The sequence below is a fragment of the Bradyrhizobium sp. genome (assembly GCF_035935975.1).
Taxonomy (GTDB): Bacteria; Pseudomonadota; Alphaproteobacteria; order Rhizobiales; family Xanthobacteraceae; genus Bradyrhizobium.
Genome location: NZ_DASYWN010000013.1, coordinates 333,155 through 349,645 on the forward strand (window position 1 = coordinate 333,155; position 16,491 = coordinate 349,645).

Here is a 16,491-nt window from a genome sequence, read left to right on the forward strand (position 1 = left end):
GCGATGACCGCCCATGTGGAAGTGCTGGATCTCGTGGCGCAGATGAAGGCCGCCGAGCGCGCCTTCGTGCTGGCGACGGTGGTACGTACGGTCTCGGTGACCGCGGCGAAGGCTGGTGCCAAGGCGATCATCGCGGCCGACGGCACCATCGTCGCGGGCTGGATCGGCGGCGGTTGCGCCAAAGGCGCGGTGCTCAAGGCGGCGCGCGAGGCGCTGGCCGACGGCGAGCCGCGCATGGTGTCGGTGCAGCCGGAAAACCTGCTGGCCGAGCTCGGCGTCAGCGCCGGCGAGAGCCGCGACGGCATCCGCTTTGCCAGCAACATGTGCCCGAGCAAGGGGACGATGGACATCTTCGTCGAGCCGGTGCTGCCGCATCCGTCGCTGGTCATTCTGGGTGCAAGCCCTGTGGCACTGTCGCTCGCGGCGCAGGCGCGCGTGCTCGGCTATCACGTCACGCTGGCCGCACCCGCCACTGAGCTCACGGCGCAGCCGGATGCCGACGCCGTCATCGATGGTTATCAGCTCGGCGAGCTCAACGACGCCAAACGCTTCGTCGTCGTCTCGACGCAGGGCAAGGGCGACGAAGCCGCGCTGCGCGCCGCGGTCGCGACCAAAGCCCAATATCACGCCTTTGTCGGCAGCCGCCGCAAGATGGCCTCGCTCCGCGCCAAGCTTCTTGCAGAAGGCGCCAGCGCGGCTGCGATCGACGATTTCAAGGCGCCGGCCGGGCTCGATCTCGGCGCCATCACGCCGGAGGAGATCGCGATGTCGATCCTCGCCGAGATCACCAGGGAACGGCGGCGCGGTCAGCGCGCCGCCCAACAGCCAGCAAGCAGAGAGTGACCGACCATGCAGATGAACGACAGCCAGCGCATCCCCGCCTCGCGTGAACAGGTCTGGGCGGCGCTGAACGATCCCGCCGTGCTGAAGCAGTGCATCCCCGGCTGCCAGTCGCTCGAAGTCACCGCGCCGAACGAGATGACCGCCACCGTGGTCTTCAAGGTCGGCCCGGTGAAGGCGACGTTCAGTGGCAAGGTGACCCTGTCCGATCTCGATCCGCCCAACTCCTATCGCATCTCGGGCGAGGGCTCCGGCGGCGTCGCCGGCTTCGCCAAGGGCGGTGCGGTGGTGCGGCTGGAATCCGAGAGCGCGGAGATGACGGTGCTGCACTACGAGGTCGATGCGCAGATCGGCGGCAAGCTCGCGCAGTTGGGCGCGCGGCTGATCAACTCGACCGCGACGAAGCTTGCGGGGGAGTTCTTCAAGTCGTTTGCGGACGTGGTGAGCGCGAAGGCCGAGGCGGGCTGAAGCTCACGCTTCGGTCCGCTCCGGCTTGAGCAGCCGGTAGTGCAGCCGCGCATAGTTGCCCAGCCACCGGACGGCGGCATTGAGCCCGAGCGCCAACAACGCGCCGAAGCCTGCGCCTGTCGTCACCAGCGCGACGCCTGCCAGCCCGCGCACGATGAGCGCGACGAGATGTCCGTCGCCAACATGCTTGTAGACGCTGATCAGCAATCCGATGCCGACGATCCCGAGCACGCACATCACGAAAGCGATCACCAGCAGGATGAGCAGAACGGCGAGCAGCAGCGGCAGCAGCACGATGATGTCGACCACGGCGAGGCCGCTGAGCGCAAACAGCGCGGCTGTGGAGTTGCGGAAGGAGTGGTGGTTCTCCCACCGTCGCAATCCCGTCTCGGCGCGCAGTTCGCGCGCCAGCCGCCTGGGGTCCCCGAGCGCGGAGGCGACCTCTTGTTCGGTCCGCCCCGAGGCGCGGGCTTCTTCGAAATGGGCGGCGTAGTCGGCCAGAATGTCGTCGATCTCGGTCGCCGGTAGCCCCGCGAGCCCATCGCCGAGGATATGAAGGAAGTCGGCGCGGTTCATTTGGCGTCTCCGAGCAGCCTGTCCACGGCATCCGAAAAACTTCGCCATTCGCGCTTCTGCGCGGTGAAGGCGGCGCGGCCGGCCGGCGTCAGCCGGTAGTATTTGCGCGGCGGACCGCTGCTGGATTCCTCGAGGCGGGTGTCGACCAGCCCGTCATCCTGCATCCGCCGCATCAAGGGATAGATCGTTCCTTCACCCATGCCGACGCCGGCCGACAGCGTGCTCGCGATCTCATAGGCATAGCTCTCGCCGCGCGCGAGCAGAGCGAGCACGCAGAGCTCCAGCGCGCCCTTCTTGAGCTGAACCTGATTCGTCGAGTCGGCCATTTCCTCCTTGACTACACCGCTTTCAAGGGAGCTTATATAGCAAGGTACTGTGTATTGCAAGGTACAGAGTATTGCAAGGTAACTCGAATATCCCATCCCGGAGGAAACGAGCCATGGCTTCTCTCAACCGTCGTCATCTGCTGGCTGGACTTGGTGCTGGACTTGGCGCGAGCGTGGCTCTGCCATGTGCGTTCCCTTGGACCATGCCTGCCGTCGCCGCATCGTCTGATGCCGCCGAGCGTCTCGCCGGACTGGAGCGGGCCGGCAAGCTGCCCGGCCTTCATGCGTTCCTGGTGAGCCAGGGCGGCAAGCTCGTACTCGAGCATTACGGGGAGGGCGCAGACCAGGGGTGGGACCGGCCGCTCGGCCATCTCGTGTTCGGCCCTGACGTGCTGCACGATCTGCGCTCGGTCTCGAAGAGCCTCGTCGGTCTCGCCTATGGCATTGCGCTCGCGGAGGGCAAGGTGCCGCCACCGGACGCAAAGCTCTACGCGCAGTTTCCGGAATATGCCGATCTCGCCGCGCAGCCCGGCCGCGACAGGATCACGATCCATCATGTGCTGTCGATGACGCTCGGCCTCGAATGGGATGAGCTCACTATTCCCTACGGCGATCCGCGCAACAGCGAGATGGCCATGGAAGCCGCGCCCGATCGCTATCGCTTCGTCCTGGAGCGCCCGATTGTCGGCGAGCCTGGCGTGAAGTGGACCTATTGCGGCGGTGCCACGGCGCTGCTTGGCCGGCTCATTGCCAAAGGCACTGGCGAGGCTCTGCCGGCCTATTGCCGCCGCGTGCTGTTCGACCCCCTCGGCTTCGGCCCATCCGGCTGGAGCATCGGCCGCGACGGCGAACCGCGCGCGGCATCAGGCGCGCGTCTGCTGCCACGCGATCTCGTCAAGATCGGCCAGCTCATGCTCGCGGGCGGCAGCTGGAATGGAAAGGCCATCGTTCCGGCCGACTGGGTCAAGCATGTGACCACGCCGGTCGTCCAGATCAGAGTTGGCCGCGACTACGGCTATCAATGGTACATGGGCGACTTCGCCACTGCGCAGCCGCTGCATTGGTTTGGCGGCATCGGCTGGGGTGGCCAGTATCTGTACGTGATTCCGGCGCGTGATCTCGTCTTCGTGATCCACTGCGGAAATTATGGACGATCAGGGCAGGAGCAGGCCGCCGTGCTGATCGCACTCCTGAATGACGTGGTGCTGCCGAGCTTTGGCTGAATTCACTCTCACCCCAGCGACACGCCCGCCTTCGCCCGGCTGATCCCGAGCGTCAGGATGCGGTGCAGGAGCTCCTTGTATTTGAGCCCGTCATGTTGAGCCGCCGTGGCGAACTCCTGGCTCTTGGCGATTTCCGGATTGGGGTTGGCTTCGATGAAATACGGCGTGCCGTCGGCGGCGAGACGAAAATCGATGCGCGCGTAGCCGTCGAGGCCAAGCGCCCGGTAGATGCGCTTCGCGGCGCGCTGGATGCGCGCGGTGACTTCGGGTGCGAGGTCTTTCGCCGGCCCGTCGACGATGCCGACGCGCTCCTGATAGTCGGTGTCGTGCTTGGCCTTTTCGGTCGCGATGTGGCGTGAGCTGCGTCCGCCCATGCTGCCGAATTTCAATTCCCACACCGGCAGCACGCGCAGCCGGTTGTTGCCGAGCACGCCGACATAGAGCTCGCGCCCCTCGATGAACTGCTCGGCGATGGCGGCGGTCTCGACGCGATCGTGGATGAAGGCGACCCGTTCGACCAGCTTCTCGTCGGTATCGACGATGGAGGCCTGCGAGATGCCGAACGACCCGTCCATGTTGAGGGCCTTGACGATCAGCGGCAACGCAAGGCGCGTCGGCCGTTTTACCTTGCGGCGCATCGGGAAGACGGCAAAAGCGGGCGCCGCGATGCGGCGGTGATGCACCAGCGTCTTGGACAGGTCCTTGCCGCGCGCCAGGATCAGGCCGCGCGGATTGCAGCCGGTATAAGGCACCTTCATCAGCTCGAGATAGCTGGCGATGTGCTGGTCATAGGCGACGTTGTTGTGGAATTCCTCCAGCAGCGTGAAAACCACGTGCGGCTTGAACTCCTCGATCGCTTCGCGGATCGGCCTGATTTCCTCCTGCGCGCCGAGCGGGCGGACCTCATGGCCGGCCGCACGCAAGGTGCTGACGACGTCGTATTCCGTCTTCCAGTTGTTGATCTCCTGGGGCGTGTATCCGTCGGTCGAATCCGGCGGCAGGAAGTCCGGATGCATCAGCACGAGAATACGGAGTCGTCTCATAGCGCGATCCATTTGCGCCGAGACGGGCCGAACAGCGCGTGCATCGTCTTGGCGGTCACGAGGACAGTGAAATCGAGAACGAGCTTTTGCTCCGGGCCGACCGCGCGCAAATCGAGCTCGCGGCAGCGGGAGATCATCTCGTCGAGCACGGCATCGAGCGTGAGCTGGTTTTCGCCCGTCCACCGCGCGACCAGTTGCCTGATCTGGGCGCGATGCCGCCTGATCAGGCTCGAAGCGGGTTTGAAGCGATGATGCCGTGGATCGGCGGAAAACAGCCGGGAGAGGTCGCGGTCGTAGGTCTTCGGCGGCGTGAAGGCGTAGAAGGCCTGCTTCTTCTTGTAGTGGTCTTCGAGCGTCTGGCTGAGCTTGCTCAGGGGATCGACACGCTCTCGCGTCGTGATCAGCGGCCGCTTTCCCGCGATCTCGCCCATCAGCTCGTCGACATATTCGAGCTTCTTCAGTGCCGGCCAGCCGGCATATCGGGTCCGCCAGTTCGAGCGCGGCCGCAGCCACACCGCGAAGGTCTCGGCAAAATCCTCGTCCGGGTGGCTCTGCGCGTACCAGAGCCGGAGATGCTGGACGTAACGCCGGCTCGCCGGGTTGGGCCGGTAGTAGCGCGGATAGTGCTTTGACGACGGACCGAACAGCTGCTGCCAGCGCCGGCGGCGCTGCAGCTGGTAGCCGTGCTGCAGCGCATGGCCGGCCTCGTGACGGAGGATGGCCATGCACTCGCGCCAGGTTCCGCCCTCGACGTCGAACATCATCTTCTTCTCGAGCTTCATCAGGCGGGGATGGGCGAGATAGAAGGGCAGCGCGATGCCGGGCACGTCTCCCGGACTGAACCATTCGCTCGAGATCCAGGTGTGCGGCCGCAGCCGGATGCCCCGCTCTTCGAGCTCCTCGTGGAGCGTGGCAACGCAGTCTTCGAGCCAGGTGCCTTCGACCGTGACCTTCAGGCTACTCAGGCGCTGCTGGAGCAGTTGCTCGTCCGACAGCTTTTCCCAAGCGAATTTCCGGCGCGGCATCAGGCATCCCGGTGGTGACTCGATATCCGGATGATGTCATGGGCGGCGGCGGGCAACAACCCACGGGGCCTGTGAGGCGTGCTGCGGCGCGTCGGAGTGAGGGATGGGAGACGCGCGCACTCCCTCGCCCCGCTTGCGGGGAGAGGCGAAGAAATCAGTCGAACAGGCTCGACACCGACTCTTCCGCGGCGGTGCGCGCGATCGCGTCCGAGATCAGGCTGCCGATCGGCAGCGTGCGGATGTTCGGGGCCTTTGTCACCGCCTCTGTCGGCAGGATCGAGTCGGTGATGACGAGCTCTTTCAGCTTCGAGCCGGCGATGCGGGCAGCCGCGCCGCCGGAGAGCACGCCGTGGGTGATGTAGGCGTAGACGTCCTTGGCACCCTTGGCGATCAACGCGTCGGCCGCGTTCACCAGCGTGCCGCCGGAGTCCACGATGTCGTCGACCAGGATACAGCTGTAGCCGGAGACGTCGCCGATCACGTTCATGACTTCGGATTCACCCGGACGCTCGCGGCGTTTGTCGACGATCGCGAGCGGGGTGTTGATGCGCTTGGCGAGGCCGCGGGCGCGGGCCACGCCGCCGACGTCGGGCGAGACCACCATCACCTTGCCGAGGTCGAAACGTTCGCGGATGTCGCGCACCATCAGGGGGGCCGCGAACAGATTGTCGGTCGGGATGTCGAAGAAGCCCTGGATCTGGCCGGCATGCAGGTCGAGCGTCATGACGCGGTCGACGCCGGCATGGCTGATCAGATTGGCGACGAGCTTGGCCGAGATCGGCGTGCGCGAGCCGGAGCGGCGGTCCTGCCTGGCATAGCCGAAATAGGGGATCACTGCGGTGATGCGGCGCGCCGAGGAGCGGCGAAGCGCGTCGGTGATGATCAGCAGCTCCATCAGATTGTCGTTCGCCGGAAACGAGGTCGACTGGATGATGAAGGCATCCGATCCGCGGATATTCTCCTGGACCTCGACGAAGATTTCCATGTCGGCGAAACGCCGGACCACCGCTTTGGTCAGCGGCATGTCGAGGCCCTGCGCGATGGCTTGGGCGAGAGCCGGATTGGAGTTGCCGGCGACAAGCTTGATGGAGCCGTTCTTGGCCGACATGGACGCTTCCTCCCGCGCTTTGCTGGATACGACGTTCAACATCAGAAAATACCCACTGACAGCACGGTTACGACGGCCGAGCAAATATCAGGCCGGGGGGCGCAATGGCAACCCGGGATGCTACGTTTTCCCTTTGAAAATCCTGAGTCGGGCCAACGGCTTGGCCGCAACTTGAGGCCGTGGTTGAGCGGAGGTTAGCGCTCGGCATAGCCAAGCGCGGAGGCCGGCAAGTCCGACGCCGGCGCCTCCGGGATCACGCTTGCCACCGCCGGTCCCCGCAGGCCCGGAACCGTGCCCGGGGCCTCCGGCGTTCCGTTGATCATGTTGGAAAGTCCGCTGAATCCGGCCTGGGCGATCTTCCGCAGCACGAGGTCGTCGGCCGCTTGCCAGGGATCACGCGCGGCATCGCGGCCACCCTTGGCGGTGGTCGGTTCCTCGCCGGAGAGGCGCAGCGCCCGCTGCTGGTTGGCGTCGTAGACGTCCCACACCCAGGCGATCACGGTCTTGCCCCGCACGACCTGGGCGGAGAGGTAGCTGCGCACGCGATAGGCGGCCGTTCCCTCGCGGGAGACGACGGACAGGCTGCGGAGCTTGGATTCACTGTCGAGCACGCCGACCATGCGGTCGAACACCTGCGGCGGCGGTCCGTCGATCGATTCGAAGGCGACGGTCGCGCCGGAGCCGGCACTCGGCGCCATCGCATAGGAGTTGGCGGCGTTACCGCCGCCTCCGGCGCAGCCGCCAAGCGCGGCCGCCGCTGCCAGCAGCATGACCGCCAGCACGCGCGAACCCGCGCGGCACAGGATGGATGACGCTTCCCTCATTGAGGGCAGCGATATCGTTAAAATCGATTAAGGTCTAGGGCAGGCGCGACACAGATCCGGGGCATTACGGGCACGATATTTATGCATCGCCCCGGAATGAGACGGCGTTGCCGGTGTGTTCACGCCTCCAGCGCAATCGCGTGAACGTGCCGGCCGTAATCCGGCTCCTTGCGATGCACCGAGCGGCGATAGCTGAAGAAGCGTTCGTCGGCGTAGGTGTCGAGGCCAAGGTCGTCGATCATCAGGATGCCGGCGGCCTCGAGCCGCTTGCGGATGAAGCCGGCGAGATCGAACATCGCGTGGCCCTCTCGCACCGACGGGATGAAGAACATCGCATTGTCCGCATCCGCCTCCATGAAGCGCGCCACGAACTCGTTGCCGACCTCGTAGCTCTCCTGGCGGATCAGCGGGCCGATCGCGGCGATGATGCCGCTGCGGGTGGCGCCGAGCTTTTCCATCGCCGCGATGGTGGATTCCAGCACGCCCGTGAGCGCACCCTTCCAGCCGGCATGGGCGCCGCCGATGACGCGCGCGTTGGGATCGACGAACAGCACCGGACCGCAATCGGCGGTGGAGACGCCGAGCGCGATGCCGGGTGTCTTCGTCACCAGCGCATCGCCCTTCGGCCGCGGACCGCTCGGCCACGGCGTCTCGGCGACGAGCACGTCCGGCGAATGGATCTGGTGCAGGCTGACGAAATGGTCCGGTGCGACGCCGACATGCTCGGCCATGCGGCGGCGGTTCTCCGCGACCAGGGTCTGGTCGTCGTTGGAGCCGAGCCCGCCGTTCAGCGCGGCATAGATGCCGCCGGAGACGCCGCCCTCGCGCGTGAAGAAGGCATGGCGCAGGCCGGGCACACCCGACAGCAGCGATGAAGCTATAGTCATCAATTGCCTCCGGAATGTTCGAGATCGCTGAGGCCGGCGATGCCCGACAATCGCGGCTCGGAAATGCAGAGCACCTTGAACATCGAGCCCATGCCGCTGCGTCCCGTCTCGGTCAGGCGCTTCAGTGCCACCGAAATGTCGGTGGCGACCTCCGGCGTTGCCTTCTGCATCAAGGCGGCGGCGCGGGTGTCGATCCCGACGCGCTTGAGGAAGTCGCCCTGCGTCACCGGCCCGTGCACGCGCGCGCCGACATCCTCCGCCGCGCGTGCGAGCGCCTGGAAGTCGACATGGGCGGTGACGTCGGCCTGGCCCGGCGCTTTCAGGGGATCGGTGAAGGTGTGGCGCGCGATCGCCTGGAAGGTGTCGCCGGCATCGCTGCGCAGATGGCCGTAGTCGATGATCAGCGCCGCGCCGTCCTGGTCGCGCACGCGCGTGGCGAGCTTCATGACCTCGCCGTCGGGGCGCCATTCGAACACGGCGCCGACGGGCGCGGCGCGCACCAAGGGCGGCAGCAGCACGTCGAAGCGCGGCGTCGGCTCGGGTGCCGCGCCGAATTGAAGCCTGCCGTTGGGATCGATCTCGATCACGCGCTCGTGCCAGCCGTGCTCGCGCTTCACCATCTGGTGGATCGGCAGCACGTCGAAATATTCGTTGGCGAGGATGATGCTCGGTCCTTCCGGCACGTCGTCGATGCTGTCGTGCCAGGCGACGTTGCGCACGCCCGACAGTGTCGCACTCTGCCGGTCGCGCAGCACCGGGTTGACCTCGACCATGTGGATCTGGAGCGCCTGGTAGAGCGGCGGCAGCACGCGGAGCGCGCGCAGCGCATCCGCCATCATGGTGCCGCGGCCGGGGCCGAGCTCGATCAGCCGCAGGAATTGCGGCGAGCCCATCTGCTTCCACACCGAAGCCGTCCACAGGCCCAGGAGTTCGCCGAACATCTGGCTGACCTCGGGCGCGGTGGTGAAATCGCCCTCCCGTCCGAGCGGGTCGCGCGAGACGTAATAGCCGTAGCGCGGATGCATCAGGCACAGTTCCATGTACCGCCAGACCGGCATGGGGCCCGAGGATTTGATCAGCGCCTTGATCTCGTTGAGTAGCGGCTGGTCGGTCACGGCGTGCTTTCTCGAAATGAATTAACGAACGGCCTCGATCGGCTTCGGCGCCCCGCGCCTCACTGCCAATACAATAAGTATGAGGCCTACGATAAGCATCGGGATCGACAACAGCATGCCCATGGTTAACCCGCCCCAGAGGTAGCCGAGCTGGACGTCCGGCTCGCGGAAATGCTCGCCGACGATGCGGGTCAGGCCGTAGATCAGGATGAAGCTGCCGAGGATGAGCCCCGGCCGCTTCAAGGCCCCCATCCGGATCATCACGGCCAGCACGATGAACAGCAGGATGCCCTCCATGCCCGCTTCGTAAAGCTGGCTCGGATGGCGCGGCACGTCACCGCCGGTCGGGAAAATCATGGCCCAGGGCAGGCTCGGGTCGGCTGCGCGGCCCCACAGCTCCCCGTTGATGAAGTTGGTCAGCCGCACCAGGAAGATCCCGATCGGGGCAACGCCGCAGGTGATGTCGCCGAGCGACAGGATCGAGATGCCGTTCCTCCGGGCGAACCACATCACCGCCACGACGCAACCGAGAAAGCCGCCGTGGAAGGACATGCCGCCTTCCCACAATTTGAAGATGGCAGAAGGATGCTCGATGAAGAACGGCAAATTGTAGAACAGGACGTACCCGGTGCGGCCACCGAGAATGATGCCGAGCGTGACCCACAGGATGAAATCGTCGATCTGCACCAGACTGATCGGCGATGCCCCGCCCCATAGCCTGTCTTTCTTGATCAGCGAGCGCGCATAGAGCCAGCCGAACGTGATCCCGCAGATATAGCCGAGCGCGTACCAGCGGATCGCGAACGGTCCGATCGCGACTGCGATCGGACTGAACGATGGAAAGTCGATGAGCAGGAACGGCATCAGGCCTTCTATGTCTAGACGAGGTTGCGGCGATAGAGCGCCAGCAGCCGCTCCCAATGCCGCTCGGCGGCGTCGCGGTCATAGACCGGGCGCTTGGGGAAGGCGAAGCCGTGATGCGTGCCGGGATAGATCTCGACCTCGGCCTTGGCGCCGCTCATGCCCTGCCTGACCTTCTCGATGATCTCGGCCGGCGCATAGATGTCGGTCTCGGCGCAGGCGAAATAGAGCTCGGCCCTGGTCTTGTTCGCGGCAAGATGCGGGCTGTCGTCCTGGTCGGTCGCAAGCTGCGTGCCGTAGATCGAGGCGGCGGCCTTGACGCGATCGGGGAAATGCGTGGCGGCGTTGACGGCGTAGCGGCCGCTCATGCAGTAGCCGACGGTGCCGACGATTTTCGTGTTCGCGGCGGCCTGGCCCTCGGCATAGGTGAGCAGCGCCCGCGTGTCCTCCATGATCATGGGGATGGTGAGCGAGCCCATCAGCGCGAACATGCGCTTGCGCTCCGGTGCGTTCGGATCGGCCGGCAGCGCGCCGAGCTCCATCACGCCGGAACGGTAATAGAGGTTCGGCAGCATCACGTAATAGCCTGACGTCGCGAGGCGGCGCGCCATGTCGCGCAGCTCCTCGCGGATCGCCGGCGCATCCATGTAGAACAGGATGACCGGAAACGGCCCGCCACGTTCGGGATGGGTGATGAAGGTTGCGGTATGGCCGTCCTTGGTGGGGATCGCAATCTGCTGGTCGATCATCTCGTGCGCCTTGTGATTCTTCTTATGCAGGGACGTTGAATACGATTGCAAGGAAACCGGGGCATGACAAGGATACCACCGATCAGCCCTTGAACCGTTCCGCGCGGATTGCCATTGTCTTTTCGAGCGTTCGCGCAAAGTTTATCGGAAGCCGCCAGGAGACCGATGAGGAGACCGAGATGACCCAGACCAACAACCGGTTTTTCGACGAGATCGGCCGCCTGATGAACGACGCCGCCGGTGCCGCCCAGGGCGTCAAGCGCGAGTTCGACACCGTGATGCGCACCCAGGCCGAAAAATTCCTGCGCGACATGGACCTCGTCAAGCGCGAGGAGTTCGAGGCGGTCAAGGACATGGCCCGCCTGGCGCGCGAGGAGAACGAGGTCCTGAAGGCGCGCATCGCGGCGCTGGAGGCGAAGGTTGGCGGGTAACGCCGGCGCCCCGTAGCCCGGATGAAGCGGAGCGCAATCCGGGAGCCGCACCCCAGGACCTCCCCGGATTTCGCTCCGCTCCATCCGGGCTACAGGGGATCACCCGGGTCCGCCCGGCAGCCCATTCTCCTTGTCATTTCCGCGTCTTCCGGGTAAAAGCCCGCCACGTTCACGGCCCCCGCACCCCTGGAGGCTTGCTGTGGACTATGCCATGGGCCGCGCTGCGGCCCATTAACTTTTGCAAAAACAAGGACTTAGACAATGGCGACGACCGTCAAGGAATTGAAGGCGACCGCACGTCCGAAGAGCGGCAAGGGGGCCGCCCGGGCTGAGCGTCGCGCCGGCAGAGTGCCCGGAGTGATCTATGGTAACAACCAGCCCCCCGTCACGATCTCGATCGAAGATCGTGAACTGCGCCAGCGCATCCTCGCCGGCCGGTTCCTGACCACGCTGGTCGACATCGACCTCGAGGGCAAGAAGCACCGCGTGATTCCGCGCGACTACCACCTCGATCCGGTCAAGGACTTCCCGATCCATGTCGACTTCATGCGGCTCGGCGAAGGCGCCACCATCCGCATCAGCGTCCCGCTGCATGTCGTGAAGGCTGAAGGTTCGCCCGGCGTGAAGCGCGGCGGCACCGTCAACATCGTCGCCCACGCGATCGAGCTCGAATGCGGTGTCGAGAGCATTCCGCAGTACATCGAGGCCGACGTCGGCTCGCTGGAAATCGGTCACTCGCTGCATCTGTCGGACGTCAAGCTTCCGGCCGGCGTGAAGGCGCTGACCCGCGAGGACGCGACCCTCGTCACCATCGTGCCGCCGTCCGGCTACGCCGAAGAGCAGAAGGCCGCGGCTGCGGCTGCTGCTGGCGCGGCTCCGGGCGCTGCCGCTGCTCCGGCGGCTGGTGCTGCGGCTCCGGCTGCGGGTGCTGCTGCGCCTGCCGCTGCTGCCAAGGCTCCCGCCGGCGGCGACAAGAAGAAGTAATCTCTCAAAGCTGGCGCGCGGTCCCTGACCGCGCGCCGAGCGAGGGGCGCGCCGCGTCATGCGACTCTTTGTTGGGCTCGGCAATCCCGGCGCGAAATACGCACGCAACCGGCACAATATCGGTTTCATGGCCGTCGACGAGATCGCGCGGCGTCATGGCTTTGCGCCGTGGCGTCGCAGGTTTCAGGGCGAGACCTCGGAAGGCACGCTCGGCACTGAGCGCGTGATCCTGCTCAAGCCGACGACCTATATGAACGATTCCGGTCGCAGCGTTCAGGAGGCCGCGAGCTTCTTCAAGATCGCGCCGGGCGACACCACGGTGTTTCACGACGAGCTCGAACTGCCGCCGGGCAAGGTTCGGGTGAAGATCGGCGGCGGTATCGCCGGCCACAACGGCCTGCGCTCGATCTCGGCGCATATCGGCAACGACTATCGCCGGGTCCGGCTCGGCATCGGTCATCCCGGCGTCAAGGAGATGGTGCACGGCCATGTGCTGTCGGACTTCGCCAAGGCCGACAACGACTGGGTGACGACGCTCTGCGACGCGGTTGCCGAGCACGCCGCACTGATCGTCAAAGGCACCGACGCGACCTTTGCCAACAGGGTGCATCTTGCGATGCAGGCGAAGGGATTTTTGACCAAGGACGAGAACGGCAAGGAATAACGCTCGTGGGATTCAAATGCGGAATCGTCGGATTGCCCAATGTCGGCAAGTCGACCTTGTTCAACGCGCTGACCGAGACGGCCGCGGCGCAGGCTGCGAACTATCCGTTCTGCACCATCGAGCCGAATGTCGGCGAAGTGGCCGTGCCCGATCCGCGGCTCGACAAGCTGTCGGCGATCGCCAAGTCGGCGCAGATCATCCCGACCCGGCTGACCTTCGTCGACATCGCCGGCCTGGTGCGCGGCGCCTCCAAGGGTGAAGGCCTCGGCAACCAGTTTCTTGCCAACATCCGCGAAGTCGACGCCATCGCGCATGTCGTGCGCTGCTTCGAGGACTCCGACATCACCCATGTCGAGGGCAAGATCGCCCCGCTCGCCGACATCGAGACCATCGAGACCGAGCTGATGCTCGCCGACCTCGACAGCCTCGAGAAGCGCGTCGACAACCTCTCCAAGAAGGCCAAGGGCAACGACAAGGACGCCAAGGAGCAGCTCGACCTCGTCAACCGTACGCTGGTGCTGCTGCGCGACGGCAAGCCCGCGCGGCTCGTCGAGCGCAAGGCGGAGGAGGAGCGGGCGTTCGCCATGCTCGGCCTGCTCTCGTCAAAGCCCGTGCTCTATGTCTGCAACGTCGAGGAAGGCTCGGCTGCCACCGGCAATGCCTTCTCCAAGGCGGTCGAGGAGCAGGCGGCGAAGGAAGGTGCCGTTGCCGTCGTCATCTCCGCCAAGATCGAATCCGAGATTGCCACCATCTCGCGCGAGGAGCGCGCCGACTTCCTGGAGACGCTGGGCCTCGAAGAGGCCGGCCTCGATCGCCTGATCCGCGCCGGCTACTCGCTGCTCCAGCTCATCACCTATTTCACGGTGGGCCCGAAGGAGGCGCGCGCCTGGACCATCCATCGCGGCACCAAGGCGCCGGGCGCGGCCGGTGTGATCCACACCGACTTCGAGAAAGGCTTCATCCGCGCCGAGACCATCGCGTATGAGGATTACGTCGCGCTGAACGGCGAAGCCGGCGCCCGCGATGCCGGCAAGCTCCGCCTCGAGGGCAAGGAATACGTCGTCGCCGACGGCGACGTGATGCATTTCAGGTTTAATACGTAAGGGTCTCGTGCCCCGGACGCAGCGCAGCGCTCTTGCGGTGCGCTGCAGAGCCGGGGCCCAGAAGTCTTGACTGCAGACGCATGGGTCCCGGCTCTGCGTCGGGTCATTTCATGCCGCGCCGCGTCCGGGACACGAGAGCCTCACTTCATCCCGCTGCCCTGGTCCCTGATCGCGCCGAGATGCTCGTTGATACGGAAGACGATCAGGATCAGCTCCGCGGCGATGCGCGAGAACACGATCCCGACGACGACGCTCGCAATCGACGACAGCAGCACCAGGAAGCCGCCGAACGGGCTGATCGCCATCGCCGCGAGGCCGGAGAAGATGCCGGAGAGGCCGAACAGGCAGATCAGCGCGATCACCAGCCAGTAGAAGGTCTTGATGATGGTGGGCGTGATGAAGCGGTCCCACTGAAACAGGTCGCTGAATGAAAACATTGCTCTCCCCAGGGCAAATCGGGACTTCAATTCGGGCCGTAATAGCGGGATCCTGGCCCCCGGTCGATCCGACTCGGACCACGCCGATACCGCGTATGTAGCACGAGCCATGCGGGCCGGCGGGTTGAGATTGCCGCAAAGTGCGGCCACAATCTGTCATTCCCGCTAGCCAATCCCAAGATGACCCTGACCTTCGAAGATTTCCCGCCCGGCCGGTTCGGAACATTCGGCCCGCGCCATGTCACCCGCGACGAGATCCTGGCCTTTGCCGCCGAGTTCGATCCGCAGCCCATGCATCTGGACGAGGAGGCTGCCAGCAAGAGCATGCTGCGCGGCCTGTCCGGCTCGGGCTGGCACCTCTGTTCGCTGATGATGCGGATGATGGCCGACGGCTTCATCACCCGCGCCGCGTCGCTGGGCTCTCCCGGCGTCGACGAGGTGCGCTGGCTGTCGCCGCTCCGGCCCGGTGACGATCTAACCCTCGATGTCGATGTGCTCGAGGCGCGTCCCTCGAAGAGCCGGCCTGAGCTCGGCATCGTCAAGTTCAAATGCACCGTGCGCAACGCGGCGGGGCAGGCGCTGTGCGAGATGACCTCGCCGATCCTGATCAAGCGGCGCGAAGGAGCGGTCTGATGCGGTTCTTCGACGACATCGCGATCGGCCAATGCCGCGAGATCGGCGCCTATACGTTCACCACCGAAGCCATCAAGGAATTCGCCGCCAAGTTCGATCCGCAGCGCTTCCACCTCGACGAGGAGGAAGGTAAGAACTCGCTGTTCGGCGGGCTCGCGGCGTCCGGCTGGCATGTCGGCTCGGCCTGCATGAGCCTGCTTGTCGCGGACGGCCAACGCCTGGCGCGTGAGGCCGCAGCGCGCGGCGAGGAGGTTGCGGTGTGGGGCCCGTCGCCGGGCTTTCGCGATCTGCGCTGGATCAGGCCGGTGCTCGCCGGCGACACCGTCTCCTACGTCAACGTCGTCATCGACAAGCGCACCTCCGCCTCGCGCCCCGGCTGGGGCATCCTGACGGCCCGCACCACCGGCACCAACCAGCGCGGCGAAGAGGTGTATTCCATCACCGCCAGCGCCTTCGTGCCGACGCGCGTGAAGGCTTAGACCTGTTCCAGGATGAACAGCCCAAATCAGTGGCGAGTGTTGCCCGCGCGCTATGGACGCGTTTCGGGGCGGCTGCCATAAGCCTGCGCAACATGGTTAGCCTGCGAAGCCGTCGGCGGAACCATCGAGTTGCTAACCAATTATGAACCTGTCGCTGCCTATTTGAAACGAACTGGGCAGAGTACAGGGGAATGAGGACCATGGCAGACCGCGGCGCACTCAAGCTGGTCGGATTTATCTTTGCTACCGCGACGCTGGCCGTGATGCTGGTTGCCGGCATGGTCGTGAAGGGTTACGCCGACGGCGCCTACACCCTGGAAGCCTCGAGCTTCGACGCGACCCGGTAAGGGTTCGTTAACTCCTGGGGCCGCGGTGCGGCCTCCACCCTCAGCGGCTATAGACGAACGCCAGCACCGCGATCGCAACCGCCAGCAATCCGACAAAGCGCAGCATGATCGTGCCGAACTGGTTCGGCGCAGGCCGCAGCGGTATGGGGTCCGTGGTGTCGGGCCGAATGCTTTCCATCTGAAATGTCCCCAAGCCTTGCCGTGGGCGGCAAGGACGCTAGGCATTGGTCGCAGCGGAGGAGGGGAGGGTTCAAAGCGCACCCTTCGCTGTCACGTCCCCGTGCCGCGCAAACTCCGCTGTCATGCCCCGCGAAGGCGGGGCATCCAGTACGCCGCGGCCTCTCGGTTCTAGCCCCGCTGTCTCTGGA

22 protein-coding genes are annotated in these 16,491 nt (G+C 65.5%); 10 read left to right on the forward strand and 12 right to left on the reverse strand.

What is annotated here, in order from left to right; translation table 11 throughout:
- The first annotated feature begins 3 nt into the window (after positions 1 to 3).
- Positions 4 to 843, forward strand: a complete 840-nt coding sequence (locus VGR99_RS07270; RefSeq protein WP_326897640.1) for an XdhC family protein — start codon at positions 4 to 6, stop codon at positions 841 to 843.
- Positions 844 to 849: 6 nt separating this feature from the next.
- Positions 850 to 1,308, forward strand: coding sequence for a carbon monoxide dehydrogenase subunit G (locus tag VGR99_RS07275; protein WP_326897641.1), 459 nt, complete (start codon positions 850 to 852; stop codon positions 1,306 to 1,308).
- Positions 1,309 to 1,311: 3 nt separating this feature from the next.
- On the opposite strand, the gene VGR99_RS07280 is transcribed toward VGR99_RS07275, so the two are convergent.
- A complete protein-coding gene (locus VGR99_RS07280) occupies positions 1,312 to 1,884 on the reverse strand; it encodes a DUF1700 domain-containing protein (RefSeq protein WP_326897642.1) in 573 nt (190 codons plus the stop codon).
- Positions 1,881 to 2,210: a PadR family transcriptional regulator gene (locus VGR99_RS07285; RefSeq protein WP_326897643.1), complete on the reverse strand. Its 330-nt coding sequence runs from the start codon at positions 2,208 to 2,210 to the stop codon at positions 1,881 to 1,883. The genes VGR99_RS07280 and VGR99_RS07285 overlap by 4 nt, the downstream gene beginning before the upstream one ends.
- Positions 2,211 to 2,323: 113 nt before the next feature.
- On the opposite strand from VGR99_RS07285, the gene VGR99_RS07290 reads away from it, so the two are divergent.
- Positions 2,324 to 3,433 (forward strand): serine hydrolase, encoded by a 1,110-nt coding sequence (locus VGR99_RS07290; RefSeq protein WP_326897644.1) that lies wholly within the window; start codon positions 2,324 to 2,326, stop codon positions 3,431 to 3,433.
- 8 nt (positions 3,434 to 3,441) lie between these two features.
- Here VGR99_RS07290 and VGR99_RS07295 read toward each other — a convergent pair whose 3' ends face one another.
- The 8 genes from VGR99_RS07295 to VGR99_RS07330 all read right to left on the reverse strand — a co-directional run bounded on the left by VGR99_RS07295 (position 3,442) and on the right by VGR99_RS07330 (position 11,045).
- Positions 3,442 to 4,476 carry a D-alanine--D-alanine ligase family protein gene (locus VGR99_RS07295; protein ID WP_326897645.1) on the reverse strand — a complete coding sequence of 345 codons (1,035 nt, stop codon included), beginning with the start codon at positions 4,474 to 4,476 and terminating at the stop codon, positions 3,442 to 3,444.
- On the reverse strand, positions 4,473 to 5,501 hold the full coding sequence (locus VGR99_RS07300; RefSeq protein WP_326897647.1) for a putative zinc-binding metallopeptidase: 1,029 nt from the start codon (positions 5,499 to 5,501) through the stop codon (positions 4,473 to 4,475). Before VGR99_RS07300 ends, VGR99_RS07295 begins: the two co-directional genes overlap by 4 nt.
- Before the next feature lie 154 nt (positions 5,502 to 5,655).
- Positions 5,656 to 6,609: a ribose-phosphate pyrophosphokinase gene (locus VGR99_RS07305; RefSeq protein WP_326897648.1), complete on the reverse strand. Its 954-nt coding sequence runs from the start codon at positions 6,607 to 6,609 to the stop codon at positions 5,656 to 5,658.
- 194 nt (positions 6,610 to 6,803) lie between these two features.
- Entirely contained in the window at positions 6,804 to 7,433 is a 630-nt protein-coding gene (locus VGR99_RS07310; protein ID WP_326897649.1) for a hypothetical protein, read from the reverse strand.
- A gap of 119 nt (positions 7,434 to 7,552) precedes the next feature.
- Positions 7,553 to 8,320, reverse strand: coding sequence for a peptidoglycan editing factor PgeF (gene pgeF, locus VGR99_RS07315; protein WP_326897650.1), 768 nt, complete (start codon positions 8,318 to 8,320; stop codon positions 7,553 to 7,555).
- Positions 8,320 to 9,435: a class I SAM-dependent methyltransferase gene (locus tag VGR99_RS07320; RefSeq protein ID WP_326897651.1), complete on the reverse strand. Its 1,116-nt coding sequence runs from the start codon at positions 9,433 to 9,435 to the stop codon at positions 8,320 to 8,322. Before VGR99_RS07320 ends, pgeF begins: the two co-directional genes overlap by 1 nt.
- Before the next feature lie 21 nt (positions 9,436 to 9,456).
- Positions 9,457 to 10,299 carry a prolipoprotein diacylglyceryl transferase gene (gene lgt / locus VGR99_RS07325; RefSeq protein WP_326897652.1) on the reverse strand — a complete coding sequence of 281 codons (843 nt, stop codon included), beginning with the start codon at positions 10,297 to 10,299 and terminating at the stop codon, positions 9,457 to 9,459.
- Positions 10,300 to 10,313: 14 nt separating this feature from the next.
- The gene (locus tag VGR99_RS07330; protein ID WP_326897654.1) at positions 10,314 to 11,045 is read right to left on the reverse strand and encodes a dienelactone hydrolase family protein; all 732 of its coding nucleotides are present in this window, start codon (positions 11,043 to 11,045) and stop codon (positions 10,314 to 10,316) included.
- Between the two features lie 179 nt (positions 11,046 to 11,224).
- Here VGR99_RS07330 and VGR99_RS07335 point away from each other — a divergent pair, with 179 nt between their 5' ends.
- The 4 genes from VGR99_RS07335 to ychF all read left to right on the forward strand — a co-directional run bounded on the left by VGR99_RS07335 (position 11,225) and on the right by ychF (position 14,227).
- Entirely contained in the window at positions 11,225 to 11,476 is a 252-nt protein-coding gene (locus tag VGR99_RS07335; RefSeq protein WP_326897655.1) for an accessory factor UbiK family protein, read from the forward strand.
- A gap of 261 nt (positions 11,477 to 11,737) precedes the next feature.
- Entirely contained in the window at positions 11,738 to 12,460 is a 723-nt protein-coding gene (locus tag VGR99_RS07340) for a 50S ribosomal protein L25/general stress protein Ctc (protein ID WP_326897656.1), read from the forward strand.
- A 58-nt stretch (positions 12,461 to 12,518) separates the two neighbouring features.
- Entirely contained in the window at positions 12,519 to 13,124 is a 606-nt protein-coding gene (gene pth, locus VGR99_RS07345) for an aminoacyl-tRNA hydrolase (RefSeq protein WP_326897657.1), read from the forward strand.
- 5 nt (positions 13,125 to 13,129) lie between these two features.
- Positions 13,130 to 14,227: a redox-regulated ATPase YchF gene (gene ychF / locus VGR99_RS07350; protein ID WP_326897658.1), complete on the forward strand. Its 1,098-nt coding sequence runs from the start codon at positions 13,130 to 13,132 to the stop codon at positions 14,225 to 14,227.
- Between the two features lie 140 nt (positions 14,228 to 14,367).
- On the opposite strand, the gene VGR99_RS07355 is transcribed toward ychF, so the two are convergent.
- Positions 14,368 to 14,664, reverse strand: a complete 297-nt coding sequence (locus VGR99_RS07355; protein WP_091958499.1) for a DUF4282 domain-containing protein — start codon at positions 14,662 to 14,664, stop codon at positions 14,368 to 14,370.
- A gap of 180 nt (positions 14,665 to 14,844) precedes the next feature.
- On the opposite strand from VGR99_RS07355, the gene VGR99_RS07360 reads away from it, so the two are divergent.
- The 3 genes from VGR99_RS07360 (at position 14,845) to VGR99_RS07370 (ending at position 16,123) form a co-directional block, all read left to right on the forward strand.
- Positions 14,845 to 15,297, forward strand: a complete 453-nt coding sequence (locus tag VGR99_RS07360; protein ID WP_326897660.1) for a MaoC family dehydratase — start codon at positions 14,845 to 14,847, stop codon at positions 15,295 to 15,297.
- The gene (locus VGR99_RS07365; RefSeq protein ID WP_326897661.1) at positions 15,297 to 15,776 is read left to right on the forward strand and encodes a MaoC family dehydratase; all 480 of its coding nucleotides are present in this window, start codon (positions 15,297 to 15,299) and stop codon (positions 15,774 to 15,776) included. Before VGR99_RS07360 ends, VGR99_RS07365 begins: the two co-directional genes overlap by 1 nt.
- Positions 15,777 to 15,976: 200 nt before the next feature.
- The gene (locus tag VGR99_RS07370; protein ID WP_326897662.1) at positions 15,977 to 16,123 is read left to right on the forward strand and encodes a hypothetical protein; all 147 of its coding nucleotides are present in this window, start codon (positions 15,977 to 15,979) and stop codon (positions 16,121 to 16,123) included.
- Positions 16,124 to 16,163: 40 nt separating this feature from the next.
- On the opposite strand, the gene VGR99_RS07375 is transcribed toward VGR99_RS07370, so the two are convergent.
- Positions 16,164 to 16,301 carry a hypothetical protein gene (locus VGR99_RS07375; RefSeq protein WP_018648329.1) on the reverse strand — a complete coding sequence of 46 codons (138 nt, stop codon included), beginning with the start codon at positions 16,299 to 16,301 and terminating at the stop codon, positions 16,164 to 16,166.
- Between the last annotated feature and the right edge of the window lie 190 nt (positions 16,302 to 16,491).